Here is a 25,422-nt window from a genome sequence, read left to right on the forward strand (position 1 = left end):
CGCCGGAGCTGCTGCCCCGTGACGAGGTGGCCCGTGCGATCAACAGCGAGGTCAAGGCCGGTCGGGGCTCCCCCGCCGGCGGCGTCTTCCTGGACGGAGCGACCCGACCCTCCGAGTAGAGCGAACAACCCAGCTCGGAGGTGGTCGTCTTGCCCAGACTGACCAGGCCGGCGGCCTTGATGAACCGGACCACGTCGGCGTCGACCGGCGGGACGAAGTCGAGGAAGGCCGCCGAACCGAAGGTGGTGCGCACGCCGGCGGTGAGGGTCAGGTCCTTGATGGCGGTCGGCACACCGTGCAGCGGACCGCGTGCGTCGGTGGGAGCGGCGTCGGCGGCACGGGCGGCTTCCCGGGCCAGGTCCGGTGTGACGGTGACGAAGGCGCCCACTGTGTCACCGAGGGCGGTCACCCGCCGCAGGTGGTGCTCGACCAGCTCGACGCTGGACAGCTCGCCACGCGCGACGGCGGCTGCCTGCTCCAACGCGGTCAGGTCGTGAGGCTCTGCCATCAGGCCATCCTGCCGGTCGCCGGCCCTCGGCGCAGCCGACACGCGCTGCGTGCCGAAAACGGACCAACCGGACCTCGGCGTAGCTCTACGCCACGCGGTCCACGGATGCGGCGCGTGCGCGAAGCAGATCCACCGCATCCTCTCGCGTAATCGGGGACAGCCGCCGCGTTCATCGACAACTACGCTCCGCCCGAACGGCGAACGCAGAGTCAGGACGGGGATGTCGTGAAGAACAGGTGGCAACGGTGGCGAGCCGCACTCGCCGGGATGGTCACGATATTCATCGTCACGGCGGCACTCTCAGGTGGTGTTTCGGCGGCGCGGGCCGATGTGGTCGATCCGTCAACTGCGCCATCGGTGCGCAGCATCAGCTACAACGTCTGCGGCGCTGACGATTGTCAGAGCCCGCTTGACACGGCCGATTGGGTTGCGGCCCTTCGCCAACAGGTGACGGACTGGAATGCCGACGCCGTGATGCTCCAGGAACTGTGTATCGGGCAGTGGATCGGCCTGCGGAGCGCCCTGCGCGACCTCGGCTACCAGGCTGTCTGGACCAGCACCCTGGCCGCCTCGGGGTGCGCTAAATGGGACGCTTCAGGGGACAACCGCTACGGTCTCGGCGTCTTCGTCAAGGCTGCGACGGCCGATCGGTACGTGGCCAACCTGACCGTCCCCACCGGGCAGGAGCCACGCGCGGTGCTGTGCGCACGCGCCGTTCTGGACGGTCGAGCCACTCTCGCCTGCAGCACCCACCTCGCCCAGTACATCAAGCCGGACAACGGCTCGTCGGAGATGATGGGACACGTCGACCAGTGGGCCGCTGGACTACCGGTGATCATCGGGGCCGACGTGAACGGGGTGCCCACCTCACCAGCGACAGACCCGGTCCGCGTCGGCCTCCCCGGCACGGGTTCCTTCGCCGAGGTCGACGAGAACGACCGCCAGTACTTCACGCAGGATTGTCTGGACGCCGCGGTGGCAGCTTGTCGCAGTGGTGAACCGACCAGCATCGTGGGCGGCATCCCAAAGAAGTTCGACCACATCTTCCTCTCCGCGCAGGACTTCCACACCGTGCGCGGCGACGCGGTGGAGCCCGGCCTCTCCGATCATCTGCTCCTTCGAGGCGCTGCCTGGTTCGAGACCCGCCCGGGCTCCGCGGTGGCCGGCGACCTCAGCGACGACGGCCGGGCGGATCTGGTCGCCGTGGACACCAGCGGGGCCTTGCGGCTCTACCCGGGAATCGGGAATGGGCGGCTGCTGAACCCGTATCGCGCAGTCGGTACCAGTGGCTGGACAGACGCGCTGGTCGGACACCGCGGCGACTGGACCGGGGACGGCCACGAGGACGTGGTGGCCAAGATTGGTGACAATCTTTGGGTCTACCCGAACAGCGGCAGCGGCGCGCTCGGCAGCCGGGTGGCGATGGGCGGCCGGCCGAACGCTTGGAGCACCACCAGACAGCTCGCGTTGCCTGGTGACTTCACCGGCGACGGCTACCCGGACCTTCTGGCCCAGTCGAGCACCGGGCTCTGGCTGCATGCCGGCGCCCCCGCGACCAAGCCCGGCGTCTCCACTTCCGCCCCGCTGCACATCGGTGGCGTCGAGTGGGCCAACCTGGACGTCCTCGCGCCGGGTGACGTCGACGGTGACGGGCGGGTCGACCTCTGGGCGCGGGAGCGGAGCACCGGCCAACTGTGGCTCTACCGGAACGCGGGCGGGACCGGCCTGTTGCCACGGCAGCAGGCGAGCACGGGAACCTGGTCGTCAGGGGACCGACCGCTCGTCGTGTCACCCGGCGACGCGAACGGCGACGGCCTCGCGGACCTGTGGGCGACAACCGACTCGGGAGACCTTCTCCTTCACCTCGGCACGGCTGGAGGATTCGGCCCGGCGGGCACGATCGGCACCGGCGGCTGGTCAGGGATCCTGCGCATGAGTTGACCGGACCGGCGTTGGTAGGCCTCGCACCTCAGGGGCGAGGCCTACCGAGGAAACGCAGGGCGTTGGCGGATCGGAGCTTGTCGCGTTGGGCGTCGGTGAGGAATTCGGCGTCGCGGACCACCGCGCCGGCCGGCCGTTCGCCCAGCGGGTACGGGTAGTCGCTGCCCACCAGCACCCGGTCCTCCCCCATCGTGTCGACCAGCAGCCGCAGCGCGGGCGCCGCGAAGACCACCGAGTCGACGAGGAACCGGTCGACGTAGCTGCTGGGCGGGGCGACGGACGCGCCACGCACCAGGTCGCCCCGGCGGTGCCAGGCGTTGTCGGCGCGGCCGAGCCAGAACGGGAAGCTGCCACCACCGTGCGCGAAGCAGATCCGCAGCGTCTCGGGCACCCGGTCGAAGACACCGCCCAGGATCATCGCCAGCACCGACAGGTGCGTCTCGGCGGGCATCCCGGTGAGCCAACGGGCCATCCAGCGGCTCAGCCGCGGACCGTCCGGCATGTCCCACGGGTGGACGAAGACAGGCGCCCCCACGTCGGCGCAGTGCTGGAGGAAGGTGACCACACCGGCGTCGTCCAGATCCCGGTCGCCGACGTGGTTGCCGATCTCCACACCCACATGGCCGGCGGCGAGGCTGCGGTCCAGCTCGGCGCAGGCGGCGTCCGGGTCCTGGAGCGGCACCTGACAGAACGGCACCAGCCGGTCGCCGCCGGCGGCGGTGACCTCCAGGGTCAGGTCGTTGAAGATCCGGGCGACCTTCACCGCCTGGTCGGCCGGACGGTCGTAGCTGAAGAAGACCGGCGTGGGCGAGACCACCTGCACGTCCACGCCGTCGGCGTCCATGTCGGCCAGCCGCCGGGACGCGTCCCAGCACTCGGCGCCGACCGGGCGGAACTCCGTCTCCCCCACCATGATCATGGCGGCACGCTCGGAGTCGACCCGCAGCCACGGCCAGCCGGACCCACCGCACGCCGCGCCGAGGTCCGGCCACCCCTTCGGTACGACGTGCGTGTGCACGTCGACCACACCTGCGGGCATCAGCCCTTGCCCGGGTGCAGGGTGCCGCAGTTGGCGCAGGTACGCGCCGCCTCGTCGGCGTAGAACGCCTGGAACACCGGCGGGAGGTCGGCGGCGATGTCGCGGACCTGCAACTCCACCTCGTGCACCTTGTTGCCGCACTCGGGGCAGTACCACTGGAAGGTCTCCAGCGTGCCCTCCTCACGGACCCGCTCGACGACCACACCGATCGAGCCGGCCTCCGGCCGCTGCGGGGAGTGCGGAGTGTTGCGCGGCAACATCCACATCTGACCCTCGCGCACGTGCACCGTACGCGGCCCCTCCGGGGTCATCAGGTTGATGTGCATGTTGCCCTTGACCTGGTAGAAGAACTCCTCGTACGGGTCCACGTGGAAATCGGTGCGCTGGTTGGGCCCGCCCACCACCATCACGATGAAGTCGTCGCCGCCGGGGAACATCTCCTTGTTGCCCACCGGCGGCTTCAACAGGTGCTGATTGTCAGCGATCCAGCCCGGAAAGCTGAACGGTTCGGCGATCTCACTCACGACTGACCTCCTGAGGGAAGAAGGGCCACGGCCTGGATCTCGATGAGCAGGTGCGGGTGCGGCAACTGGTGCACCGCGACTGTCGTACGGGTCGGCCCGGACGCGTCGAAGAACTCCGCCCAGACCTCGTTGTAACCACCGAAGTCGTTCATGTTGACCAGGTACGACGTCACCTGGACAAGGTCGGTGAGGTCCGCGCCGACGGAACGCAGCAGGTCCCGCACATTTTCGATGACCGTGCGTGTCTGGACCCGGATGTCCAGGTTGGTAGTGCCGAGTTCGTCAACCTCGACACCGGCGAAACTGTTGTCCGGCCGCCGCGACGACGTACCCGAGACGAAGACGAACCCGCCCGCCACCTTGACGTGCGGGAAGGCCCCGCGAGGGACGGCCTTCCCCGCGACGACCCGCGCGGTCACGACGAAGCCCGCAGCGACGCGGTGCCGAGCTTCTCGACGACGGCGCGGACGTGTGCGCCGGGACGCAGCGGAACGGCCGCTGTCGCGGCGCCGGCCAGGAAGACCCAGCCGGACTCCAACCGCACCCCGTGCCGCCCGGCCAGCCGGATGCCCTCGTCGAGCGCCCGGCGCGGGTCACCGAGGATCGCGGCCGTCGAGCCGACCTGGGCCACGCGGCCGTCGACCTCCAGCAGCACGCCGAGGTTGTCCAGGCCCGCCGGCACCGGCGACCACGCCCCGATCACGAACGCGGCGGCGGAGGTGTTGTCGGCGATCACGTCCGGCAGCGAGAAGCGGAAGTCCGCGTACCGGGAGTCGATCAGCTCGATGGCCGGGGCGACCGCGCGGACCGCGTCGGCGAAGTCGCCGACCGGCTCGCCCGGTTCGGGCAGTCGGTCCAGCAGGAACGCCACCTCCGGCTCGACCCGGGGGTGGATGAACGCGGCCGGGTCCACCACGCCACCGTCGGGCACCCGCATCGCGTCGGTGAGCCGCCCCCAGATCACCTCGTCCACGCCGACCTGGGCCATCTTCGCCCTGCTGGTCAGGCCCATCTTCAGGCCGACCAGCCGCTGACCGGCGTCGACACGGCGCTGGAGCAGCGCGGCCTGCACGGCGTACGCGGCGTCCACGTCCAGGCCGGTCTCGGCGGCGAGCTGCGGGATCGCGGTGGCCGTGTCGGCCGCCGTGCCCAGCTTGTCGGCGATCCCCACGATGTCCGGTCCGATCATGCTGCGTCATCCTCCGTCCGCGACCGCGGGTCACGCGAACGCTCCGTACCGGCCAGGTCGAGTGCGACGTCCACGATCATGTCCTCCTGGCCGCCGACCATCCGACGCCGGCCCAGCTCGACCAGGATCGACCGAACGTCCACGCCGTACTTCGCGGAGGCCCGCTCGGCGTGCCGCAGGAAGCTGGAGTAGACACCCGCGTACCCCAGGGAGAGCGTCTCCCGGTCCACCTGGACCGGGCGGTCCTGCAACGGGCGGACGATGTCGTCGGCCGCGTCCATCAGCGCGAACACGTCACAGCCGTGCTTCCAACCGTGCAGCTCGGCGACCGCGACGAAGACCTCCAGCGGCGCGTTGCCGGCGCCCGCGCCCATGCCGGCGAGGGAGGCGTCGACGCGGACGGTCCGACCCGACGGCGACCCGAGTGGACCGTCGCCGAGGATCCGGCCGTGTTCAACGGCGAGCACGCTGTTGGCGACCCCGAGCGACAGGTTGTGGTGCGCGTGGATGCCGATCTGCGTCTCCGGTGCGAGGACCTGCCGGTACGCGTCGACCCGCTGCGCCACGTCGGACATCAGCAGCCGACCGCCGGAATCGGTGACGTAGACGCAGTGCGCCCCGTACGACTCCATCAGCTTGGCCTGTTCGGCCAACCCGGCCGGATCGTTCATGTGCGACATCATCAGGAACCCGGCGACGTCCATGCCGTTCTCCCGGGCCCACGAGATGTGCTGGGCGGAGATGTCCGCCTCGGTGCAGTGCGTGGCGATGCGCACGCTGGTCACCCCGAGCGCCTTCGCCGCCTTCAGGTCGGCGATGGTGCCGATCCCGGGCAGCAGCAGCGTGGTCAGCTTCGCCGTGGTCAGCACCTCGGCGGCGGCGGAGATCCACTCGGCGTCGCTGGCCGCGCCGTGGCCGTAGTTGACGCTGGAACCGGCGAGCCCGTCACCGTGCGCCACCTCGATGGCGGCCACACCGGCGGCGTCCAGCGCGGCGGCGATCGTCCGCACCTGGTCGACGGTGTACCGGTGGGCGATGGCGTGCATGCCGTCGCGCAGCGTCACGTCCTGGATGTACAGGTCGGTCATGCCACCGCTCCCGTCGACCGCAGGGCGACCAGCCGCTCCGCGGTACGCAGCGCGGCGGAGGTCATGATGTCCAGGTTGCCGGCGTACGCGGGCAGGTAGTGCCCGGCGCCGGAGACCTCCAGGAAGACCGACACCTGCAGGGCGGTGAGCTGACGCCCGAGCGTCGGCAGGTACGCCTCGACCCGGTCGAACTGCACGTCCTGCTTGAGCCGGTAACCGGGGACGTACTCCTGCACCGTCGCCACCATGTCCGCCACCGAGGCCGCGATGGCGTCGGTGTCGGCGTCGGCGTCCGGGCAGAGGCAGTAGACGGTGTCCCGCATGAGCAGCGGCGGGTCCGCCGGGTTCAGCACGATGATCGCCTTGCCCCGTTCGGCTCCGCCGACCACCTCGATGGCCCGGGCCGTGGTCTCGGTGAACTCGTCGATGTTGGCCCGGGTACCCGGGCCGGCCGAGCGGGACGCGATCGAGGCGACGATCTCCCCGTACGCCACCGGGGTGACCCGGCGGACGGCGGCGACGATCGGCACTGTGGCCTGTCCGCCGCAGGTCACCATGTTGACGTTCGGCTCGTGCAGGTGCTCGTCGAGGTTGACCGGCGGCACCACGTACGGGCCGAGCGCGGCCGGGGTCAGGTCGACCACGGTGCGGCCGTGCGCCCGCAGCACCTCGTCGTGGCGTCGGTGCGCACCGGCCGAGGTGGCGTCGAAGACCAGCTCGACGTCGGCGAACTCGGGCATCGCGACGAGCCCGTCCACGCCGTCGGCGGTGGTGGCGACGCCGAGGCGGCGGGCCCGCGCCAGGCCGTCGGAGGCGGGGTCGATGCCGGCCATCGCCACCATCCGCAGGCTGTCACTCAGCCGCAACACCTTGATCATCAAGTCGGTGCCGATGTTTCCGGAACCGAGCACCGCCACCCCAGTGGTCACGCGGAAACCTCCTTGCTGAAGCAGGTGCGCACCGAGCCGAGCCCGGAGATCCGGGCCTCGTACGCGGCACCGGGGGTGACCGGCACCATCGGGCCGAGCGCCCCGGAGAGCACCACGTCCCCGGCCCGCAGCGGGTCACCGGCGCGGGCGAGGGTGTCGGCCAGCCAGAGCAGGGCGTGCAGCGGGTTGCCCAGGCAGGCCGCGCCCGCGCCGACCGAGACCGGCTCACCGGCGTGCTCCAGCACCATGCCGCACAGCCGCAGGTCGACGTCGGCGAGCCGACGCGGGGTGGTGCCGAGCACGAAGAGCCCGCTGGAGGCGTTGTCGGCGACGGTGTCCACGATGGAGATGTCCCAGGCGGCGATCCGCGAGTCGACGATCTCGATCGCCGGCAGCACGTGGTCGACAGCGCGGATCAGGTCGACTGTCGTGATCTGCGGATCTGGGAGGTCCTTGTCGAGCACGAACGCGATCTCCGCCTCGACCCGAGGCTGGAGCAGCCGGTCGATGGGCACCTCGACCCCGTCGCCGACCGCCATGGCGTCGGTCAGCATGCCGAAGTCCGGTTGGAACACCCCGAAGGTCTCCTGCACCGCCCGGGAGGTCAGCCCAATCTTCGCGCCGACCCGGCGTTCGCCGCGGCCCTGCCAGGCCCGCGCCTGGAGTTGCTGCACGCGGTACGCGGACTCGACGTCGCCCTCCGGCAGCAGCCGCCCACGCAGTGGTGGGCACGGCTTGCCGGTGCTGCGGGCGTCGGCCAACTCCCGGTTGGCGGCCTCGATGTCAGCTTCCATGCCCGCTCCCTCGTCACGGCTCACGACAGGTCCACGCAGACGTTCGTCAGTTCGGAGTAGAAGTTCAACGAGTGCACGCCGCCCTCGCGGCCGATGCCGGACGCCTTCACCCCGCCGAACGGGGTACGCAGGTCACGAAGGAACCACGTGTTGACCCAGACGATGCCTGCGTCCAGCCGGGCACCGGCCCGGTGCGCGACACCCACGTCCCGGGTCCACACGGTAGCCGCAAGGCCGTACTCGGTGCCGTTCGCGAGGGCGTACGCCTCGTCCTCGGTGTCGAACGGCGCGACGTGCACCACCGGGCCGAAGATCTCCTCGCGGTTGGTGCGGGCGTCCGGGCCGAGCCCGGTGAGAACTGTCGGCTGCACGTACGACCCGCCGTCGCGGGTGTCGCCGAAGGTGGGCGAGCCGCCGCCGGTCAGCACCTCGGCGCCCTCGGCCCGGGCCAGGCCGTACGCGCCGAGCACCTTCGCCCGGTGCTGGTGGGAGATCAGCGGCATGGTGGCGGTCGCCTCGTCGGTCGGCCAGCCGTACGCCAGCTCGCCGGCCCGCTTCGCCAGTCGGGCGGTGAACTCCTCGAAGACCGGACGCTGCACGTAGATGCGCTCGGTGCAGAGGCACACCTGCCCGCCGTTGGTGAAGCTGGACCGCACCGAGCCGGCCACCGCGGCGTCCAGGTCGGCGTCGGCGAAGACCAGGCCGGCGTTCTTGCCGCCCAGCTCGAAGCTGACCGCCTTCACGCCGTCGGCGGCGGCCCGCATGATCGCGCCGCCGGTGGCCGACTCGCCGGTGAAGGTGATCGCGTCCACACCCGGGTGGCGGGTGAGGAACTCCCCCGCCGAGTCAGGCCCGAACCCGTGCACCAGGTTGAACACGCCCTCCGGCACGCCTGCGGCGGCCATCACCTCGGCGAGCAGCGTCGCCGAGGCGGGCGTCTCCTCGCTGGGCTTGACCACCACGGCGTTGCCGCAGGCCAACGCCGGGGCCACCTTCCAGGTGAGCAGCAGCAGCGGCAGGTTCCACGGCACGATGACAGCGACCACGCCGACCGGCTTCCGCACCGCGTAGTTGAGCGCCCGGCCGCCGGTCGGGGTGACAGTCGTGAACGACTCGGTGGGCGCGGTCGCCACGATCTCCGCGAACGCCCGGAAGTTCGCCGCCCCACGAGGGATGTCCAGCGTGCGGGCCTGCGCGATGGACTTGCCGGTGTCGGCGACCTCGGCGGTGACCAGGTCGTCGAAGCGGCGCTCCAGCTCGTCGGCGACCCGGCGCAGCACCTCGGCCCGTTCCCGCTCGCCCATCCGGCCCCACGGCCCGCGTAGCGCCGCCCGGGCGGCGGCCACCGCGTCGTCCACGGTGGCCTTCGACGCCTCGACGACCTCGAAGACCTGCTCGCCGGTCACCGGGCTGGCCTTCGTGAACGTCGACCCTCCGTCGACGAACTCACCGGCGACGAAGTTGCGCAGCCGCTGCGGTTCACCGTGCCCGTGGCCGGCCATCAATTGTGGATCCCAGGTGCCGGTCATGCTCGCCTCCCTCGACTGAGTGCCGCGCCGATCGCGCCGACCAGGAGCACCGCAGCTCCGCCGACGACCGCGCCGAGCACCCGGTGCTGCCGGCGCACCCGGCGGCGCACCTCCGCGTACGGGGTGGTGGAGAACGACACCAGTTCGTACTGCGAAACGTACCGGCCGGGCAGGGCCCGTTCCAACGCGTGCTCCACCCGCCGCCGCGCCTGGAAGACCGGTGAGGCGACCTTGTCCCGCATCTCCACGAAGTTGGTCAGCGCCATCGTCGCGATGGCTTCGGCGTTCTCCCGCCGGCGTCGCTGGAACAGCGGCAACGCCGCCGCCCAGTCGTCGGCGCACTCGTCCAGGCAGCGGTCCAGCTCGACCACGTCCTCGAACGCGCAGTTGGCGCCCTGACCGTAGAAGGGCACGATCGCGTGCGCCGCGTCTCCCAGCAGGCCGACGTTCCCGTTGACCTGCCAGGGCGTGCAGCGGACCGTGCCGAGCACGCCCACCGGATTCTGCTGGTAGTCGTCGACCAGGTTCGGGGCCAGCGGAACGACGTCCGGGTAGTGCTCGGCGAAGTGCCGTTCGATCTCCGCCGGGCCGGTCAGCGAGGCGAAGCTGCCGGCACCGTCGTTGGGCCAGAACAGCGTGCAGGTGAAGGAGCGGTCCGGGTTCGGCAGCGCGATCATCATCGAGGTGCCCCGCGGCCAGATGTGCAGGGCGTCCGGGTCCAGGGCGAAGTCACCGCCCAGCGGCGGGATCGTCAACTCCTTGTAGCCGTAGTCGAGGAAGTCCACGCTCTCGTCCAGCAGCCCGTACGCGAGCAACTGCCCCCGCACCGCGGAGCCGGCCCCGTCGGCGCCCAGCACCACCGACGCCTTGGCCGCGACAGTGCCCTGCGGGGTGTCGAAGCTCAGCGAGCCGTCGGTCGGGTCGAGCCCGACGAGCCGGTGGTCGAAGACGACCCGCACCCCGGGCAGCGCGGCGGCCTCGTCCAGCAGGGCGTTGTTCAACGCGCCCCGACTGATCGAGTTGATCGCCCGGTCACCGGCGGCGCTGTACGACTGGAACTGCTGCTCCCCCTCGACCGGGTGGATCATCCGGCCCCGCATCGGCAGCGCGTCGGTCATGACCTGCTCGGCGAGCCCGATGCGGCGCAACGCGTCCAGGCCGCGCTCGGAGAGCGCAAGGTTGATCGAGCGGCCCCGCTCGGCCGTGCCGTTGCGTGGGTCGGAGCGGCGCTCGTAGAGGGCCACCGGATAGCCCCGTCGGGCCAGGAAGCACGCGGCCAGACAGCCGGCCAGCCCGGCACCGATGATCGCGACCTCGTCGCGCTGCTTCGTCATGAGGTCACCCGGCCCACCGTAGCCGCCAACGCGGCAGCGGCACGCCAGCAGTCGAGGTACGTGGAGTAGAGCGGCACCGGGGCGAACCGGACGATGTCCGGTTCACGGGCGTCGGCGATGACGCCGTGTTCGTACCGCAGGCGTTTGGTCAGCTCGGCGGCGCTGCCGGCGCCGATGCGCACCGAGAGTTGGCAGCCACGCCGGGCCGGGTCGCGCGGGGTGACCACGCGCAGCGGCCGGTCGACCACGACCTCGTCGAGCAGCGACTCCAACCAGCCGGTGAGTCGCAGGCTGCGGGCCCGCAACGCCGGCATGCCGACAGTGTCGAACAGCTCCAGCGAGGTACGCACCGGGCCCATCGCGAAGATCGGCGGGTTGGAGATCTGCCAGGCCTCCACAGTGGCCGGTGGCCGGGATACCGGCGTCATCTCGAACCGGGTGGCCGCCGCGGTGCTCCACCAACCCTCGAAACGGGGCAGGTCCGGATCGCCGAGGTGCCGCTCGTGCACGAAGACACCCGCCAGGGCACCGGGGCCGGAGTTCAGGTACTTGTAGGAGCACCAGGCGGCGAAGTCGACGTCCCAGTCGTGCAGGGCCAGCGGCACGTTGCCGACCGCGTGGGCCAGATCCCAACCGACCACCGCGCCGGCAGCCCGCCCGGCAGCCGTGATCGCCGGGATGTCCAGCAGCTCACCGGTGAGGTAGTTGACCCCGCCGAGCAGCACCAGGGCCACCCGGTCGCCCTCGGCGGCCAGGTAGTCGGTCACGTCCTCGGTGCGCAGCGAGGTCTCGCCGTCGCGCGGGCGCAGCCGGACCACGGTGTCGTCCGGGTCCAGGCCGTGGAACCGGGCCTGGCTGCGCACCGCGTAGCTGTCCGAGGGGAACGCGGCGTCCTCGATGACGATGCGGGTGCGGGCGCCGGCCGGGCGGTAGAAACTGACCATCAGCAGGTGCAGGTTGACAGTGAGCGAGTTCATCACCACCGTCTCCGCGGGCCGGCCGCCGACCAGTCGCGCGGCCGGCGCTGTCAACAGCTCGTGGTACGGCAACCAGGCGCGCTCCGCCTCGACGTGCCCCTCGACGCCGAGCCGCCCCCAGGCGTCCAGGTCGGCGAGGAGTTCGTCGCGGGTGGCCCGGGGTTGCAGGCCGAGCGAGTTGCCGGCGAGGTACGCCGACTCGCTGTGGTCGCCGCCGTCGGCCGGCGGCACGTGGAACAGGTGCCGGTGGCCCGGGTCGGACTCGTCCAGGCGGTGTGCTTCTTGAACAGGGGTGTGCATGTCTCGCTCTCCGGTCACATCGCGGTGCGGGCCGACCACAGCTCCGGGAAGACCACCCGGGCCATGCTGCGTTGCAGCCACGCCAGGCCGGCGGAGCCTCCGCTGCCGACCTTCGCACCCATCGTCCGCTGCACCGCCTTGACGTGGTTCCAGCGCCAGTCGCCGAACTCCTCGGCCACCGCGCTCAGCGCCTCGCCGAGCATCCGCAGGTGGTTGTCCGGGGAAGCGTCGTCGTAGATCCGCACCCAGGCCGCCTCGACCGACGGCTGGGGATCGTGTTCGACGGCCACGTCCCGGTCGAGCAGGTCGGCGGGGAGGTCGAAGCCACGCCGGGCGAGCAGCGCGACCACGTCGTCCCACAGGCTCGGGGCGGCCAGCGCGGTGGTCAACGCGGCGTACACCTCGGTCTGCCGACGGAACGGTCGGATCAGCGTCGGGTCGCGCAGCCCGAGGAGAAACTCCAACTGCCGGTACATGGCCGACTGGAAGCCGGAGGCCTCGCCGAGCAGGTTGCGGAACCGGTTGAAGTCGGCCGGGCTCATCCAGCGCAGACCCTGCCAGGCGGCATTGAGCCCTTCCAGGTGCAGCTTGGCCCGGCGCAACGGGGCCAACGACTCCCAGACCTGGTCGGCGCGGATCAACCGTTGGGTCTCCCGCAGCTCGTGGCAGGTCAACCCGAAGTACAGCTCCATGATCTGACTGACCATGAGGAAGGACATCTCGCCCGGGTCGCTGCTGAGCGGGTGCTGCATCTGGTGCAGGGCGCTGGCCTGCACGTACGCGTCGTACGGCACCATGTCGGCGAACTCCAGCGTCGGCTCGCCGCCGGTACGTTCGGCCTGCTGCGCACGCTGCACAGGGGTCACCGGTCGCACCGTGGCGCGGCGGTTCGGCGCCCGCCGCTCCGTCTGATCCACCATCTCGTCTCCCTCCCCCGGACTGGCCGACGTCATGATCCCGCGGTCGGAACGGCCTGTGGAATGCCAAATCAACGGCTCTCGCCGCCATCTCCTGGCGAACCAAAGGCAACTAGGCGAAGTCGGTTCACGAAAGTAAGGTCTGAGCGTGGACGACATGGACTGGGCGCTGCTGCGCGAGTTGCAGGCCGACGCGCGGCTCTCCTTCAGCGAGCTGTCCCGGCGGGTGCACCTGTCGCCACCGTCCGTCGCGGAGCGGGTCCGCAGGCTGGAGGAGTCGGGCGTCATCACCGGCTACCACGCCCACGTCGACCTCAGCCGGGCCGGTCGCACGGTGGTCGCCCTGATCCGGATGTCCTGCTACGGCGCGCGGTGCATCCTGCACGACTCGTCCGTCGCGGGCTGGCCGGAGATCCTGGAGATCCACCGGATCACCGGGGACGCGTGCAGCGTGCTGAAGGTGGCCGCCGGGTCGATCGGCGCGTTCGAGGGAGTGATCGACCGGCTCGCCCCGTACGGCCAACCGTCCAGCACGATGGTCCTCTCCTCCCCGCTGGGCTGGCAGCCGATCACCCCGCTCCCCTCGGCCCCTGCCACCCCGCGCCAACGCTGACCCACCCCACCCCTGCCCGCCTGCGGGTTTGCCCCCGCGCCAGCGGGAAAGCAGCGCGCGTGCCCAGGGGAGGGTTCCGGCGGTCGTCGCCGGTTGGGGGGTAATCATGCAGGGAATCCGCACTGTCAACCGCGCGCTCTCGTCCGTACTGACACTGGTGGGGCTGATCGGGGCGTTCGTCCTGATGTCGGCCGCCCCGGCGCGTGCCGGTGAGAACACCTTCGTCGAGGTGACACCGAACAGCGCCCAAGCCGGTAGTCGGGTCACCATCCGGGCGAGCTGCGACAACGACAACAACAGCCGGCAGTCCAGCGTCCACTCCGACGCGTTCGGGCACGTGACGCTCAGGCCGGACAAGGGCTTCCTGACCGCGCAGGCCTCCATCCCGAGGGACAAGCAGGCCGGTGACTACCCGGTCGACCTGCGCTGCGAGAACGGGCAGACGGCCTCGACCACGCTGACCGTGCTGAACATGGCCTCACCCAGCAAGGGACCGGCGACCGGGGGCGGTGGGACGGCCGGCGGTCGCGGCACCGGCTCGCTGCTGGTGCTCGGCGGCGTGGCACTGGTAGGCACCGCCATCGCGCTCGGCATGGCCGGCGGTCGGCGTCGGAGCGGAGCCGGCTCCTGAGCCGGACGACCCATGACCCGCAGATCCGCGCGTGCGCGGCCGGACCGCCGCGCCCGCCTCCGGGCCGGGCCGGCGCTGCGCGCGTCCGGCCGGCTGGTGGCCCGTGCCTCCCGCCGGTTGCGTCGGGTCGCCGGGCAGGCCGGGTTGGCCAGCGTCACCACCACCGATCCGGCCGCCCAGCCACTGTCACCGAGGCGTCCGGCCGGAGCACCGTCGCCGTTGACCCGACGCCGCTTCGGTACGAGCCCGGGACTGCCGGTGCTGGCCGTCGCCACGCTGATGGTGCTGATCGTGGCGATGCTCGGCGTCGAGCAGGTGACCGGAATGAGTTTGTTGCCGGACCGGATCAGCGCCGGCCTGCGACAGCCGCCGAAGAAGTTCCCGGTGCTGTCGTCGAGCCGTCCGACCAGCCTCGCCATCGAGAAGATCGACCTGCGGGCACCGGTGCACGACGTGGGCATCGCCCCGGACGGCACCATCGCCGTACCGGACGCGACCCGCGCCCAGGAGGCCGGCTGGTACGACCAGGGGCCCACCCCTGGCCAGTACGGCCCGGCGGTGATCGTCGGGCACGTCGACACCACCAGCGGGCCGGCGGTCTTCCACCAGCTCCGCGAACTGCGCTCCGGTGACCAGATCGAGGTCACCCGCACCGACCAGAGCGTGGCGGTCTTCGAGGTGGATTCGGTGGAACGGTTCGACAAGGGGCGACTGCCGGTGGACGAGGTGTACGGCGACTTCAGCCGCCCGAGCCTGCGGCTGATCACCTGCGGCGGCCAGTGGGTCGGCGGTGAGACCGGCTACTCGGACAACGTGGTGGTCTTCGCGTCGCTGGTCAAGGCACGTCATGGCTGAGGTCGGCTGTCGAGGTACTCGGCGAGCCGTCCGGCCCCGGTGAGCATGGCCTGACCGCGCTCGGTGAGCCGTTTCCGCCACTGGCTCAGTGATCCGGCGAGTGCTTCGGCGCCGCCGGCGTCGCGTACCCGACGCAGCACGGTGGCGATGTGGTCGAGCCGGTAGCCGCCCCTGCGGAGCAGGTGGGCGAGTTCCGCGTCCCGGACGTCGTCAGGTGCGTAGACGCGGTGCCGGGTGCCGGGGTCGCGCTGCGGGCGCAGAACGCCGGCCAGCTCCCACTTGCGCAGGGTCGCGGGTCGCAGACCGAGCCGGTGTGCCACCACGCTGATCGGTACGGCAGCTCGACTCTGCGGTGCGGGCTCTGCCCCGACGAGCGTGGCGACCGCCGTCTCGACCGCGTCCAAGGTTTCCCGGTCGCGGTGCAGCAGGCCGTGACTCTGGTCGATCGTGCGCAGAGCGGTGTCGATCTCGCCCCGGTTGACGGCGCGCATGATGTCGCCGCTCGCCGCATGACCGTGGCCCGCGATCAGCGCCAGGTAGGCGCTCAACGCCTTGGCGTGCACCTCGGTGAACCGACGGTAGCCGTTCGGGGTGCGCTCGGCGGGCGGCAGGACGCCCTCCCGCTCGTAGTTGCGGACAGCCTGCGCGGAGAGCCCGTGCCGGCGGGCCAGGTCGACCGGCCGGTACTTACCGCCGTTTGAGGGTTTGACAGCCTCCACCGCGCTCCTTCGCTCGGAAGCTTAAACGGGTGGTTCAACGATACGGTTGATGCAATGACCACCCTTCTCGACCTGCTCGTCGGATCACCGTCCCTGCTGGCGCTCGGCGAGCCGACGCACGGCGAGTCCGCCTTCCTCCAGCTCCGCAACGAGGCCTTCCTGACGCTGGCCGAGCATGGCTACCGGTCGATCGCCCTGGAGAGCGACCGGGCCGCGGGACTGATCGCGGACGAGTTCGTTCAGGGCGCGGCCGTGCCGCTCGACCGCGCGCTCACCGAGGGGTTCAGCCACGGGTTCGGCAGCGCACCGGCCAACCGTGACCTGCTCCTGCGCATGCGCGAGTGGAACGCCGGGCGGCCGGACCGCGAGCGCCTGAGGTTCCACGGCTTCGACGCCCCGCTGGAGATCGAGGGCGCCCCGAGTCCGCGGCGCCACCTCACCCGGGTGTGCCACTTCCTCTGCGACGACCGGGAGGCGGAGATCGATGCCCTGGTCGGGGACGAGGCGCGGTGGAGCGACACTGCCGCGATCTGGGAGCCGGGCAGGTCAGTCGGGCGCTCGACCGACGCCCAGCGTCTGCGGGTGATCGCCGACGACCTGCTGACCGAGCTGTACCTCCAGGCCCCTCGGCGACCCGAGGGCTGGCAGGCGGCATTCGTCCACGCCACGTCCGCGGTCGCCCTGCTGCGCTACCACGCCGCGGCCGCCGCGCCACTGCCGCCGGAGGAGCGCTTCGCCCGCCTGGCCGGGGTGCGGGACGCGCTGATGGCCGAGAACCTGCTCGCGATCCGGGCGGCCGAGGCAGACCGTGGGCCGACGATGGTCTTCGCGCACAACACGCACCTCCAGCGTCACGGGAGCACGATGACGATGGGCGGAACGGAGATGTCGTGGGCGGGTGCCGGCGCGATCGTCGCATCGCTGCTGGGTGACCGGTACGCGGTGATCGTCGGCAGCCTCGGCGTGAGCCCGACGCTCGACATCGCGGCACCCGCCGCGTCGACCTACGAGGGCAGACTCCAGCAGACGGTCAGCCTTCCCGGCTATGTCCGAGCCTCCGACATCGGCCCAGCGGAACGGCGGGAGCACGACTACCGGTACTTCCCACTGGATCAGGCCGCCGTCGAGAACGCCGACGCCGTCCTGCACATCCCGACCGGCGTCGACCCGAATGTGCTCGCCGCTCGCATCCTCGCGCTTCCCGGCGTCGAGCAGGTGGTGGCGAGCGAGGAGAACGGCTCGCCCGAGGGCGCCTGGGGCGACCGGTTCTTCTCTGTCGGTCCGGACCGACGCCAGCCGTTCGCCACCATCGTCGAGCACGACGTGCCCGGCTTCGACGAGGCCTCCCAGCTGGACCGACCCGGGGTCTTCCGCCTCAACCTGGACCTGGGCCGAGCCGAGTTCGAGCGGCTGTTCGGCTTTCCGCCCAAGGCGTTCGAGGACCACCGGGACGCATTCGACTTCGCCCGGCTGGACACCCTCCTGCCGCACCCGTGCTACGCCCTGTACGCCTTCGGCAGCGTCGTCATGCCCGGCCCGCAGATGCTGCCCGAGATCGACCGGCTACTCGCCATCGCGCACGCCCGCGCGACAAAGCGGCACGAGCGCGCGGCACGCCGGACAGCCGACCAGCAGGAGTGAGCCGGTCATCATGCGCCTCGGTCCCGACCGCGACGGGGAATCAGGCCGCGGCTTCGGGCTCGCGCAGGTCGAGCCAGTCGGCCCAGCGGGGGTCGGGCGCGCGGTGCCCGAGGACCCGCCAGGCGGTGCCCTTCGGCGCGGCCGGTAACGCGTGCAACCGCCAGCCCATCTCGGCCGGGGTCTTGTCACCCTTGGTGTGGTTGCAGCGGGCGCACGCGGCGACCACGTTCTCCCAGGCGTGCCGGCCACCCCGGCTGCGCGGAAAGACATGGTCGATGGTCTCGGCCGGACCTCGGCAGTAGGCGCACCGCCACCCGTCCCGGGCGAAGATCGCACGTCGCGACAGCCCGACGTGCGTTCGGTAGGGCACCCGGACGAAGCGCGTCAACCGGACCACTGACGGCACCGGCAGCGCGTCGCGGGCGCTGTGCAGGATGCCGTCGCCGTCGGCGACGCAGACTGCCTTGGCGGAGAGGACGAGGATCGCGGCTCGGCGCACCGACACGACACACAGCGGCTCGTAGGTGGCGTTGAGGACCAACGCGCCGGAGCCCACCGTGGGTCGTATGTCAGGCATCGCGATCACCCTCCCGGTTCAGCGGCTGCTGGGAACCGCCGCCGACCGGGGCAGGGCACGACGGCCCAACCGATCGGCGTCGGGCCGATCACCGACGTCCGTTGCGCCAATAGTCCCTGATCGGACCCCGGATTGCACGTACTAATCCCTCATGGGGTATGAGGATCATCCGCGTCGGGCCCGATCGCCATGCCGACCTGGGAGAAGTCCGGCGTTGCCGGGCACTGGTCGAGACCGCTGGTCAGCTCCGGAGCGCTTGACCTACGCTCCGACGGCCGTCGCCGACCAGAAGGCATGACACCGGGCCCTATCGTCACGGGCATGATCGGCAAGCTCGCCGCACTGGCAGCGGCATGCCGACCACGGCGACAGGTCACCCGGCCGGTGGGTCGGCGACGGACCCTCCGGCCCCTTGCGGTACGAAGACAAGGTGAGTGCCGCCAGCGTGACGCCCCTTGCCCTGTCCGATGCCGTTTCGGTGAACTGCCAGGGCAGTTCCTCCTGCGAGTTCCTGTACGAGTTGACCAGGTCGGCCTGGTTCGCCGAGGGCAGTTACTGGATCCTGCTCAAGCCGCTACGGGTGCTGCTGATCCTGGCACTGGCGATGGTGGCCCGCTGGGCGGTGCACCGGACGATCAACCGGCTGGTCCGGACGACCACCGACGGTGCGGTGCCGACGATGCTGCGCCCCCTGCGCGAACGGGTGCCCAGCGCGGCGGTCGACCCCGCCGAGTTCGTGCCCGAGCGGCGACGGCAGCGCGCCGAGGCGATCGGATCCGTGCTGCGAAGCCTGACCACCGCGTTCGTCTTCGGCATCGCCCTGCTGATGATCCTGCGCGAGTTCAGCTTCGACCTGGCTCCGTTGCTGGCCAGCGCGGGGATCGCCGGCGTGGCACTGGGCTTCGGCGCGCAGAGCCTGGTCAAGGACCTGATCGCCGGCCTCTTCATGCTGATCGAGGACCAGTACGGCGTGGGCGACAACGTCGACCTGGGTGAGGCGATGGGCGTGGTCGAGGCGGTCGGTCTGCGCGTCACCACAGTGCGCGACGGTCGCGGGGTGCTCTGGTACATCCGCAACGGCGAGATCATCCGGGTGGGCAACAAGAGCCAGGGCTGGGCCCTGGTGGTGGTGGACCTGCCGATCGGGTTCAACAGCACCGAGGAGGCCACCGCCGTCCTGCGGACCGCAGCGGCCTCGGTCGCTGTGGACCCGGAGCTCTCTCCGGAGATCGTCGAGGCGCCGGAGGTGCTGGGTGTCGAGCAGGTGACTGTCGACGGGGCGGTCATCCGGACGGTGGTGAAGACGACAGCGGACGGGCAGTTCGCGGTGGGCCGGGAGCTGCGTCGGCGGCTCGCAGAGGCGCTGGAGAACTCGGGGATCACCGCGCAGATCGCTGCCGCCCGCATCTTTCCCGGGCTGCCGACCCGGCCGTTGTCCGACAACGAGACCGGTCAGGGCGGCGCCACCTGACCCACGCGAAACTGGCCGCCGATGCAGGGGTCGCGAGCCGCCTGGCCCCTCAGGTATCGTCCGTTCGTTCAGTCGGGGAAGCGACGATCGATCCGTTCGCCCTAGCTAGTTGTCAGACGATCGGGCAGAATCCGGGGCACGCGTTCCCGCCGGAGCGTGATCACATCCTCGCTGATCCGCAGATCTGACGAGTGCTTCCGGCCGGGCTGCCACGAGCGGCCAAACCGGGGCCGATGGAGGCGACGGTGCCCGACGAACGACCTTCCGCGGAAGGCCCAGCCACATTTCGCGAGGTGTTCGCCCAGCACGAGTTTCGGGCCGTCTTCGTTGCTGGCGCGCTCTCCTGGGTCGGCGACTACGTCGCGAAGGCAGCCGTCACCCTTCTGGTCTACCAGCAGACCCGCTCCGTCGCACTCTCCGCAACCGCCTTCGCCGTCAGTTTCCTGCCCTGGTTGCTCGGTGGTCCCGTGCTCGCCGCGCTCGCGGAGCGGTATCCGTACCGACGGGTGATGGTGGCGTGTGACGTCATCCGGATGGCGTTGATGCTGCTGATCGCCATCCCCACGCTGCCGTATCAGGCGGTGCTGGCGCTGATCTTCGCGGCCACGCTGGCCAATCCGCCGAGCCAGGCGGCGAAGTCCGCGCTGATGCCGCAGATGCTCAGCGGGGACCGGCTGGTGCTCGGGCTGTCCCTCAACAGCAGCATCGGGCAGGCCGCCCAGGTCGTCGGGTACGTGTTCGGCGCCGCCGTCGCCTCGATCGACCCGGAGGTCGCGTTGCTGTTCAACGCGGCGACGTTCGGCCTGTCGGCGCTGCTGGTGCGACTCGGCGTACGGGACCGGCCGGCGTCCATGACTCCCGCACACCGCAGCCATCTGCTGCGGGAGACCCGCCAGGGTTTCAGCATTGTGTTCGGCACTCCGGTGCTGCGGTCGATCGCGGTGCTGGTGTTCAGCGCCATGCTCTTCTCGATCGTCCCCGAGGGCCTCGCCGCGGCCTGGGCCAACGAGGGCGCCAAGGGTGGTCTGAGCACGGGTGCGGCCCAAGCGGTGATCATGGTGGCCAACCCGGTCGGTTTCATCCTCGGCGGGTTGCTGGTGAGCCGGCTCTTCGGGCCGGCACGCCGGATGAAGCTGATGCGGCCGCTCGCGGTCTTCGCCCCGCTGGCGCTGGTGCCGGCGCTGTTGAACCCGCCACCGCTGGTGGTGGCGTTGCTGGCCGCCCTCTGCGGTTTCGCGGTCGCCGGCATGCTGCCGATGGCCAACGGGCTGTTCGTCCAGGCACTGCCCAATGGCTTCCGCGCCCGCGCCTTCGGTGTGATGGCCTCCGGCGTGCAGGTGATCCAGGGTCTCGCGGTGCTGGCCACCGGGCTACTCGCCGATCGGTTCCCCATCCCGGTGGTGGTCGGGCTCTGGAGTGCGGCTGGCGTCGTGCTCATGGCGGTGGCCACGCTGAGCTGGCCGGACCGGCAGACTGTGGACGACGCGATCGCCGAGGCGTCGGCGGCCAACACCGAAGCACCTCACAGCACGGGGCGCCCCGGCAACGGTGGCACGGCCGGCGCTCCCGAGCCGCGTTCCGGCGACGGACACCGCCGCCACGCGGTCACCTGATTCGCCGGGCCGACGCCGACGCGAGCCGGCCGGGTCGGCGATCTCGGGCATCCGGGCCCGTCGACCCGGCGTGATCCGACGCACGCCGTGCGGGTCGGGTCGGCGCGGAGCACACCTGGCAGGATGGAACGGTGAACCCCGCAGGTGAATCCGACCGTCCTGGTGCGTCGATGACCCTCTTCGAAGCGGTCGGCGGCGAGCCCACCTTCCGCAGGCTGGTCGACGAGTTCTACGCCGGTATCGCCACCGATCCCCTGCTGCGGCCCATGTATCCGGAGGAAGACCTGGGGCCGGCCGCGGAGCGGATGACCCTGTTCCTGATGCAGTACTGGGGCGGCCCCAACACGTACTCCGCCCAGCGCGGCCACCCGCGGTTGCGGATGCGGCACGCGCCCTTCCGGATCGGCGCGGCCGAGCGGGACGCCTGGTTGCGGAACATGCGCCGCGCGGTGGACCGGCTCGACCTGGAGCCGGAGATCGACGCCACGCTCTGGGACTACCTGGAGCGGGCCGCGTACTTCATGGTCAACGTCGAGGACGACCCGGCCAACGGCGTCTGACCCAGCCGGGCGCGCGCGGCGTCAGAGCAGCGCGCCCTCGTCGTGCAGCCAGTCCACGAAGCTGGTGGCCACCGCCGCGCCGCAGTCGAGCATCTCGACCAGCAGCGCGTCGTGGGTGCCGGCACCGAGCGGCACCTGGAGCTCGGCGTAGATCGGCAGCTGCCCTCGCTCGGTCGGGTCGCCGATGTACGCCTTGCAGAACCGGCGGGTGTGGTTCCACTCGTTCACCACCCGGTACGCCCGGTCAGCCCAGTCCGGCGGGACCGTGGCGTGCGGGCGTGCCCGCATGACCAGGATCTCGTCCTCTGGCCCTTCGAGGGTGACCAGCACGGCGTGCCGCTCCCACATGGCCAGCAGGTTGCCGTCGCCGTCGGCCAGATAGCGCACGTCGAGCAGGTCGAGTGCGTCGCAGACCCGGCGCAGACTCACCGCCTCGACGGTGGCGGGCATCTCGGTCAGCACGGGCCGCTCGTTGGACGGGCAGTCGTCGCCCGGCTGGCGAGGGCTGGGCGGCCCGATTCGGACCGCGCTTTCCATCGTGATCCCGCTTCGGGTTTCCGGATCGCCGCCGTCGGCGGGACCGGGGCGCCATGACCACCACGGCATCGCTCGCGCACCTCACTCCCCAGCGGATCCAGCCGCCTACGGTGCGTTGGATCCGAGGATGGACGGTACCCGGACAGCCGAGTTGAGGCACCCCCCCAACGACCGCCCCAGCCCAGAAGAATGACCAGGGGTCATCCTTTCGGACGAGTACTCAGGGGTGTTACGGCAAGATCCGTGGCCTTCTGCGACCATGCGGCTCCGTATGGTCCCACCAGGCCGACCCAGCGACCCGCCACCCGCACCTGAACGTTGGGGTCGCCGGGGCCGGCGGACGGGCCGTCAGCGGCCCCGAGGAAGCCCATCCGGACCACCGCCTGCACCAGCCGCTGCGGCACCTCCACCGGGACGGCGGGCGCCTCTTCCGGAGTGACCAGCACCGCCACGTGGTCGAGCAACGCGTCGCGTAGAGCACGCTGGCCCACCGCGCGGCCGGCCACTCCCTGCTCGCTGGCCGTCCGCAGGGTGCCCGCCGCTGCCTGCGCGATCCGGCGCAGCTCAACGACGGGCAGCACCTCCACCTGCCTGCTCCGCGCCGGGGGCAGCGGCCACCGCCACTGCGCGTCCCGACGCGTCGGCAGGGCCACGCCACCGCGCTCCAACTCGGCCAGCAACTCGGCGGCGGCCACCGTGACGTCCTCGGCCGGCCCGCCGGCCACCGTGCGGACCACCAGGACCTGCCAGGGCAGCCGGGCCCAGAGGGCGACCCGGTCAGGGCCGCCGGCCGGACGCAGCCGGACCGGTGCGAGCGGATCCAGCCGGACCAGACGGGCCAGGAAGGCACCGGCGTCCGCCACCCCGGCAACCCCGTGTGTCGGAGTCGCTGCCGCCCGGCCCGGCTCCGTCGTACCCGGTCGGGTCACACCACACCTCCGCCCTGCGGGGCGTACGTGAGCAGGAAGTCCCGCTCCTCCGGAGTGATCCGCCGGGGCACCTGGCGGGTCAGGTCGAACGGCACCAGCACCGAGCGGGCACGGCTGGCCAGCACCTCACCGTCGTACAACTCGTAGGCGACGGTGAACCGGGAGGCCCGGATCTCCTCCACCCACAGCTCGATCCGGACGGTCGGCGCGGCCTCCGCGGTGGCCCGACCCAACGCGTAGTCGACCGGGCGCAGGTAGTCGACCTCGTGCCGGCGGATCACCACCCCGTCGGCGAACGAGCCGACCCCCCAGGCCCGGCCGCCGGCGAACATCAACGCCACCCGCGCCTCCTCGTACAGGGTGAGGAAGCGCGAGTTGTTGACGTGGCCGTACGCGTCCAGGTCGGACCAGCGCAGCGTGCAGTGGTAGACGAACCGGTCGGACACCGTTTCCGCCGGTCAGTCGCGGGTCAGCTTGCGGTAGGTCACCCGGTGCGGCCGGGCGGCCTCCGCGCCGAGGCGGTCGATCTTGTTCTTCTCGTACGCCTCGAAGTTGCCCTCGAACCAGAACCACCTGGACGGGTCCTGGTCGTCGCCCTCCCAGGCCAGGATGTGCGTGGCGACGCGGTCCAGGAACATCCGGTCGTGCGAGATGACCACGGCGCAGCCGGGGAACTCCAGCAGGGCGTTCTCCAGGCTGGACAGCGTCTCCACGTCCAGGTCGTTCGTCGGCTCGTCGAGCAGGATGACGTTGCCGCCGATCTTCAGGGTCAGCGCCAGGTTGAGCCGGTTGCGCTCACCACCGGAGAGCACCTTCGTCGGCTTCTGCTGGTCCGGTCCCTTGAAGCCGAACGCGGCGATGTACGCCCGCGACGGCATCTCGACCTTGCCCACCATCAGGTAGTCCAGGCCGTCGGAGACGACCTCCCAGACGGTCTTGTCGCCGTTGAGGCCCTCGCGGTTCTGGTCGACGTACGACAGCGAGACGGTGGGGCCGACCCGGACCTCGCCGCCGGTCGGCTCCTCCAGCCCGACGATGGTCTTGAACAGCGTGGTCTTGCCGACGCCGTTGGGGCCGATGATGCCGACGATGCCGTTGCGCGGCAGCGAGAACGACAGGTTGTCGATCAGCAGCCGGTCGCCGAAGCCCTTGCTGAGGTTGTTCGCCTCGATCACCGTGCTGCCCAGGCGCGGGCCCGGCGGGATCTGGATCTCCTCGAAGTCCAGCTTGCGGGTCTTCTCCGCCTCGGTGGCCATCTCGTCGTACCGGTCGAGGCGGGCCTTCGACTTGGTCTGCCGGGCCTTGGCGTTGGAGCGGACCCACTCCAGCTCCTCGGTGAGGCGCTTCTTCATCTTGGCGTCGCGGCGGCCCTCGACGGCCAGGCGGGCGGCCTTCTTCTCCAGGTAGGTGGAGTAGTTGCCCTCGTACGGGTAGGTCCGGCCACGGTCCAGCTCGAGGATCCAGTTGGCCACGTTGTCGAGGAAGTACCGGTCGTGGGTGATCGCCATGACGGTGCCCGCGTACTTCGCCAGGTGCTGCTCCAGCCAGGAGACGCTCTCCGCGTCCAGGTGGTTGGTGGGCTCGTCGAGCAGCAGCAGGTCGGGCGCCTCCAGCAGCAGCTTGCAGAGGGCGACCCGGCGACGCTCACCACCGGAGAGCTGGGTCACGTCGGCGTCCGGCGGCGGGCAGCGCAGCGCGTCCATGGCCAGTTCGAGCTTGGAGTCGACGTCCCAGGCGTCGAGGTGGTCGAGCTCCTCCTGGAGCTTGCCCATCTCCTCCATCAGCTCGTCGGAGTAGTCGGTCGCCATCTGCTCGGCGATCTTGTTGAACCGCTCCAGCTTGGCCTTGGTCTCGGCGACCGCCTCCTCGACGTTGCCGAGCACGGTCTTGGCCTCGTTGAGCGGGGGCTCCTGGGCGAGCATGCCGACGGTGTAGCCGGGCATGAGCCGGGCCTCGCCGTTGCTCGGCTTGTCCAACCCTGCCATGATCTTGAGAAGGCTGGACTTGCCGGCGCCGTTCGGACCGAGCACACCGATCTTGGCCCCCGGCAGGAAGCTCAACGTCACGTTGTCGAGCACGACCTTGTCGCCGTGCGCCTTGCGCGCCTTTTCCAGGACGTAGATGTACTGGGCCACGGTGCGGGCTACCTCCGTCGGTTGCTGTCGCTGATCGGCGGCGCGGCGCGGGCTGCGAGGACCGCCCGCCGC

General features: G+C 71.0%; 26 protein-coding genes. 8 read left to right on the top strand and 18 right to left on the bottom strand.

Annotation, left to right across the window (positions count from 1 at the left end; genetic code table 11):
* On the bottom strand, window positions 1-508 hold a 508-nt coding region (locus ACWCO3_RS09965; RefSeq protein ID WP_450009449.1), incomplete at its 3' end, for an amidase family protein.
* A gap of 267 nt (window positions 509-775) precedes the next feature.
* Between ACWCO3_RS09965 and ACWCO3_RS09970 the strand changes: the two genes are divergently transcribed.
* A complete protein-coding gene (locus ACWCO3_RS09970; RefSeq protein WP_450009465.1) occupies window positions 776-2,449 on the top strand; it encodes an FG-GAP-like repeat-containing protein in 1,674 nt (557 codons plus the stop codon).
* 28 nt (window positions 2,450-2,477) lie between these two features.
* On the opposite strand, the gene ACWCO3_RS09975 is transcribed toward ACWCO3_RS09970, so the two are convergent.
* The 11 genes from ACWCO3_RS09975 to ACWCO3_RS10025 are packed head-to-tail and all read right to left on the bottom strand — an operon-like array spanning window position 2,478 to window position 13,069.
* Window positions 2,478-3,488, bottom strand: coding sequence for an amidohydrolase family protein (locus ACWCO3_RS09975; RefSeq protein WP_450009451.1), 1,011 nt, complete (start codon window positions 3,486-3,488; stop codon window positions 2,478-2,480).
* Window positions 3,488-4,012, bottom strand: coding sequence for a 3-hydroxyanthranilate 3,4-dioxygenase (locus ACWCO3_RS09980; protein ID WP_145779344.1), 525 nt, complete (start codon window positions 4,010-4,012; stop codon window positions 3,488-3,490). Before ACWCO3_RS09980 ends, ACWCO3_RS09975 begins: the two co-directional genes overlap by 1 nt.
* Complete coding sequence (locus ACWCO3_RS09985; protein WP_145779343.1) at window positions 4,009-4,431, bottom strand: RidA family protein; 423 nt, start codon at window positions 4,429-4,431, stop codon at window positions 4,009-4,011. Before ACWCO3_RS09985 ends, ACWCO3_RS09980 begins: the two co-directional genes overlap by 4 nt.
* Entirely contained in the window at window positions 4,428-5,201 is a 774-nt protein-coding gene (locus ACWCO3_RS09990; protein ID WP_145779342.1) for a 2-keto-4-pentenoate hydratase, read from the bottom strand. Before ACWCO3_RS09990 ends, ACWCO3_RS09985 begins: the two co-directional genes overlap by 4 nt.
* On the bottom strand, window positions 5,198-6,289 hold the full coding sequence (gene dmpG / locus ACWCO3_RS09995; RefSeq protein ID WP_145779341.1) for a 4-hydroxy-2-oxovalerate aldolase: 1,092 nt from the start codon (window positions 6,287-6,289) through the stop codon (window positions 5,198-5,200). The genes ACWCO3_RS09990 and dmpG overlap by 4 nt, the downstream gene beginning before the upstream one ends.
* Complete coding sequence (locus tag ACWCO3_RS10000) at window positions 6,286-7,218, bottom strand: acetaldehyde dehydrogenase (acetylating) (protein WP_145779340.1); 933 nt, start codon at window positions 7,216-7,218, stop codon at window positions 6,286-6,288. The genes dmpG and ACWCO3_RS10000 overlap by 4 nt, the downstream gene beginning before the upstream one ends.
* Complete coding sequence (locus tag ACWCO3_RS10005) at window positions 7,215-8,012, bottom strand: 2-keto-4-pentenoate hydratase (protein WP_145779339.1); 798 nt, start codon at window positions 8,010-8,012, stop codon at window positions 7,215-7,217. The genes ACWCO3_RS10000 and ACWCO3_RS10005 overlap by 4 nt, the downstream gene beginning before the upstream one ends.
* A gap of 20 nt (window positions 8,013-8,032) precedes the next feature.
* The gene (locus ACWCO3_RS10010) at window positions 8,033-9,514 is read right to left on the bottom strand and encodes a 2-hydroxymuconic semialdehyde dehydrogenase (protein ID WP_450009466.1); all 1,482 of its coding nucleotides are present in this window, start codon (window positions 9,512-9,514) and stop codon (window positions 8,033-8,035) included.
* Between the two features lie 23 nt (window positions 9,515-9,537).
* Entirely contained in the window at window positions 9,538-10,875 is a 1,338-nt protein-coding gene (locus ACWCO3_RS10015) for an FAD-dependent oxidoreductase (RefSeq protein WP_450009454.1), read from the bottom strand.
* On the bottom strand, window positions 10,872-12,152 hold the full coding sequence (kynU, locus tag ACWCO3_RS10020) for a kynureninase (protein ID WP_145779336.1): 1,281 nt from the start codon (window positions 12,150-12,152) through the stop codon (window positions 10,872-10,874). The genes ACWCO3_RS10015 and kynU overlap by 4 nt, the downstream gene beginning before the upstream one ends.
* A gap of 14 nt (window positions 12,153-12,166) precedes the next feature.
* A complete protein-coding gene (locus tag ACWCO3_RS10025) occupies window positions 12,167-13,069 on the bottom strand; it encodes a tryptophan 2,3-dioxygenase (protein WP_145785479.1) in 903 nt (300 codons plus the stop codon).
* Window positions 13,070-13,217: 148 nt separating this feature from the next.
* Here ACWCO3_RS10025 and ACWCO3_RS10030 point away from each other — a divergent pair, with 148 nt between their 5' ends.
* The 3 genes from ACWCO3_RS10030 to ACWCO3_RS10040 all read left to right on the top strand — a co-directional run bounded on the left by ACWCO3_RS10030 (window position 13,218) and on the right by ACWCO3_RS10040 (window position 15,168).
* A complete protein-coding gene (locus tag ACWCO3_RS10030) occupies window positions 13,218-13,682 on the top strand; it encodes an Lrp/AsnC family transcriptional regulator (protein ID WP_145779335.1) in 465 nt (154 codons plus the stop codon).
* Window positions 13,683-13,788: 106 nt separating this feature from the next.
* On the top strand, window positions 13,789-14,313 hold the full coding sequence (locus tag ACWCO3_RS10035; protein ID WP_450009457.1) for a hypothetical protein: 525 nt from the start codon (window positions 13,789-13,791) through the stop codon (window positions 14,311-14,313).
* Between the two features lie 75 nt (window positions 14,314-14,388).
* Window positions 14,389-15,168 (top strand): class F sortase, encoded by a 780-nt coding sequence (locus ACWCO3_RS10040; RefSeq protein ID WP_450009469.1) that lies wholly within the window; start codon window positions 14,389-14,391, stop codon window positions 15,166-15,168.
* Here ACWCO3_RS10040 and ACWCO3_RS10045 read toward each other — a convergent pair.
* Window positions 15,159-15,887: a MerR family transcriptional regulator gene (locus ACWCO3_RS10045; protein ID WP_450009458.1), complete on the bottom strand. Its 729-nt coding sequence runs from the start codon at window positions 15,885-15,887 to the stop codon at window positions 15,159-15,161. The two genes, ACWCO3_RS10040 and ACWCO3_RS10045, sit on opposite strands and share 10 nt — an antisense overlap.
* A 54-nt stretch (window positions 15,888-15,941) precedes the next feature.
* On the opposite strand from ACWCO3_RS10045, the gene ACWCO3_RS10050 reads away from it, so the two are divergent.
* Window positions 15,942-17,528, top strand: a complete 1,587-nt coding sequence (locus tag ACWCO3_RS10050; RefSeq protein ID WP_450009460.1) for a DUF6194 family protein — start codon at window positions 15,942-15,944, stop codon at window positions 17,526-17,528.
* 40 nt (window positions 17,529-17,568) lie between these two features.
* Here the strand turns inward: ACWCO3_RS10050 and ACWCO3_RS10055 are convergent, their stop codons facing one another.
* Entirely contained in the window at window positions 17,569-18,105 is a 537-nt protein-coding gene (locus ACWCO3_RS10055; RefSeq protein ID WP_030333470.1) for an HNH endonuclease, read from the bottom strand.
* A 412-nt stretch (window positions 18,106-18,517) separates the two neighbouring features.
* Between ACWCO3_RS10055 and ACWCO3_RS10060 the strand changes: the two genes are divergently transcribed.
* The 3 genes from ACWCO3_RS10060 to ACWCO3_RS10070 all read left to right on the top strand — a co-directional run bounded on the left by ACWCO3_RS10060 (window position 18,518) and on the right by ACWCO3_RS10070 (window position 21,749).
* A complete protein-coding gene (locus ACWCO3_RS10060; protein ID WP_423437870.1) occupies window positions 18,518-19,576 on the top strand; it encodes a mechanosensitive ion channel family protein in 1,059 nt (352 codons plus the stop codon).
* Window positions 19,577-19,809: 233 nt separating this feature from the next.
* A complete protein-coding gene (locus tag ACWCO3_RS10065) occupies window positions 19,810-21,189 on the top strand; it encodes an MFS transporter (protein ID WP_145779330.1) in 1,380 nt (459 codons plus the stop codon).
* A gap of 131 nt (window positions 21,190-21,320) precedes the next feature.
* Complete coding sequence (locus tag ACWCO3_RS10070) at window positions 21,321-21,749, top strand: globin (protein ID WP_145779329.1); 429 nt, start codon at window positions 21,321-21,323, stop codon at window positions 21,747-21,749.
* A 21-nt stretch (window positions 21,750-21,770) separates the two neighbouring features.
* On the opposite strand, the gene ACWCO3_RS10075 is transcribed toward ACWCO3_RS10070, so the two are convergent.
* From ACWCO3_RS10075 to ettA, 4 genes are all read right to left on the bottom strand, one after another.
* Window positions 21,771-22,355 (bottom strand): type III secretion system chaperone family protein, encoded by a 585-nt coding sequence (locus ACWCO3_RS10075; RefSeq protein ID WP_145779328.1) that lies wholly within the window; start codon window positions 22,353-22,355, stop codon window positions 21,771-21,773.
* Between the two features lie 131 nt (window positions 22,356-22,486).
* Window positions 22,487-23,215, bottom strand: coding sequence for a hypothetical protein (locus tag ACWCO3_RS10080; protein ID WP_358053587.1), 729 nt, complete (start codon window positions 23,213-23,215; stop codon window positions 22,487-22,489).
* A complete protein-coding gene (locus tag ACWCO3_RS10085; protein WP_145779326.1) occupies window positions 23,212-23,661 on the bottom strand; it encodes an acyl-CoA thioesterase in 450 nt (149 codons plus the stop codon). Before ACWCO3_RS10085 ends, ACWCO3_RS10080 begins: the two co-directional genes overlap by 4 nt.
* A gap of 12 nt (window positions 23,662-23,673) precedes the next feature.
* Complete coding sequence (gene ettA / locus ACWCO3_RS10090; RefSeq protein WP_145779325.1) at window positions 23,674-25,350, bottom strand: energy-dependent translational throttle protein EttA; 1,677 nt, start codon at window positions 25,348-25,350, stop codon at window positions 23,674-23,676.
* Window positions 25,351-25,422: the final 72 nt, after the last annotated feature.

This window comes from Micromonospora sp. NPDC002411 (genome assembly GCF_053592955.1).

Coding starts and splice junctions, on each gene's coding strand:
- ACWCO3_RS09970 (WP_450009465.1), top strand. CDS start 776: ATGGTCACGATATTCATCGTCACGGCGGCACTCTCAGGTGGTGTTTCG.
- ACWCO3_RS09975 (WP_450009451.1), bottom strand. CDS start 3,488: ATGCCCGCAGGTGTGGTCGACGTGCACACGCACGTCGTACCGAAGGGG.
- ACWCO3_RS09990 (WP_145779342.1), bottom strand. CDS start 5,201: ATGATCGGACCGGACATCGTGGGGATCGCCGACAAGCTGGGCACGGCG.
- dmpG (WP_145779341.1), bottom strand. CDS start 6,289: ATGACCGACCTGTACATCCAGGACGTGACGCTGCGCGACGGCATGCAC.
- ACWCO3_RS10005 (WP_145779339.1), bottom strand. CDS start 8,012: ATGGAAGCTGACATCGAGGCCGCCAACCGGGAGTTGGCCGACGCCCGC.
- ACWCO3_RS10010 (WP_450009466.1), bottom strand. CDS start 9,514: ATGGCCGGCCACGGGCACGGTGAACCGCAGCGGCTGCGCAACTTCGTC.
- ACWCO3_RS10015 (WP_450009454.1), bottom strand. CDS start 10,875: ATGACGAAGCAGCGCGACGAGGTCGCGATCATCGGTGCCGGGCTGGCC.
- kynU (WP_145779336.1), bottom strand. CDS start 12,152: ATGCACACCCCTGTTCAAGAAGCACACCGCCTGGACGAGTCCGACCCG.
- ACWCO3_RS10035 (WP_450009457.1), top strand. CDS start 13,789: ATGCAGGGAATCCGCACTGTCAACCGCGCGCTCTCGTCCGTACTGACA.
- ACWCO3_RS10050 (WP_450009460.1), top strand. CDS start 15,942: ATGACCACCCTTCTCGACCTGCTCGTCGGATCACCGTCCCTGCTGGCG.
- ACWCO3_RS10055 (WP_030333470.1), bottom strand. CDS start 18,105: ATGCCTGACATACGACCCACGGTGGGCTCCGGCGCGTTGGTCCTCAAC.
- ACWCO3_RS10065 (WP_145779330.1), top strand. CDS start 19,810: ATGGAGGCGACGGTGCCCGACGAACGACCTTCCGCGGAAGGCCCAGCC.
- ACWCO3_RS10075 (WP_145779328.1), bottom strand. CDS start 22,355: ATGCCGTGGTGGTCATGGCGCCCCGGTCCCGCCGACGGCGGCGATCCG.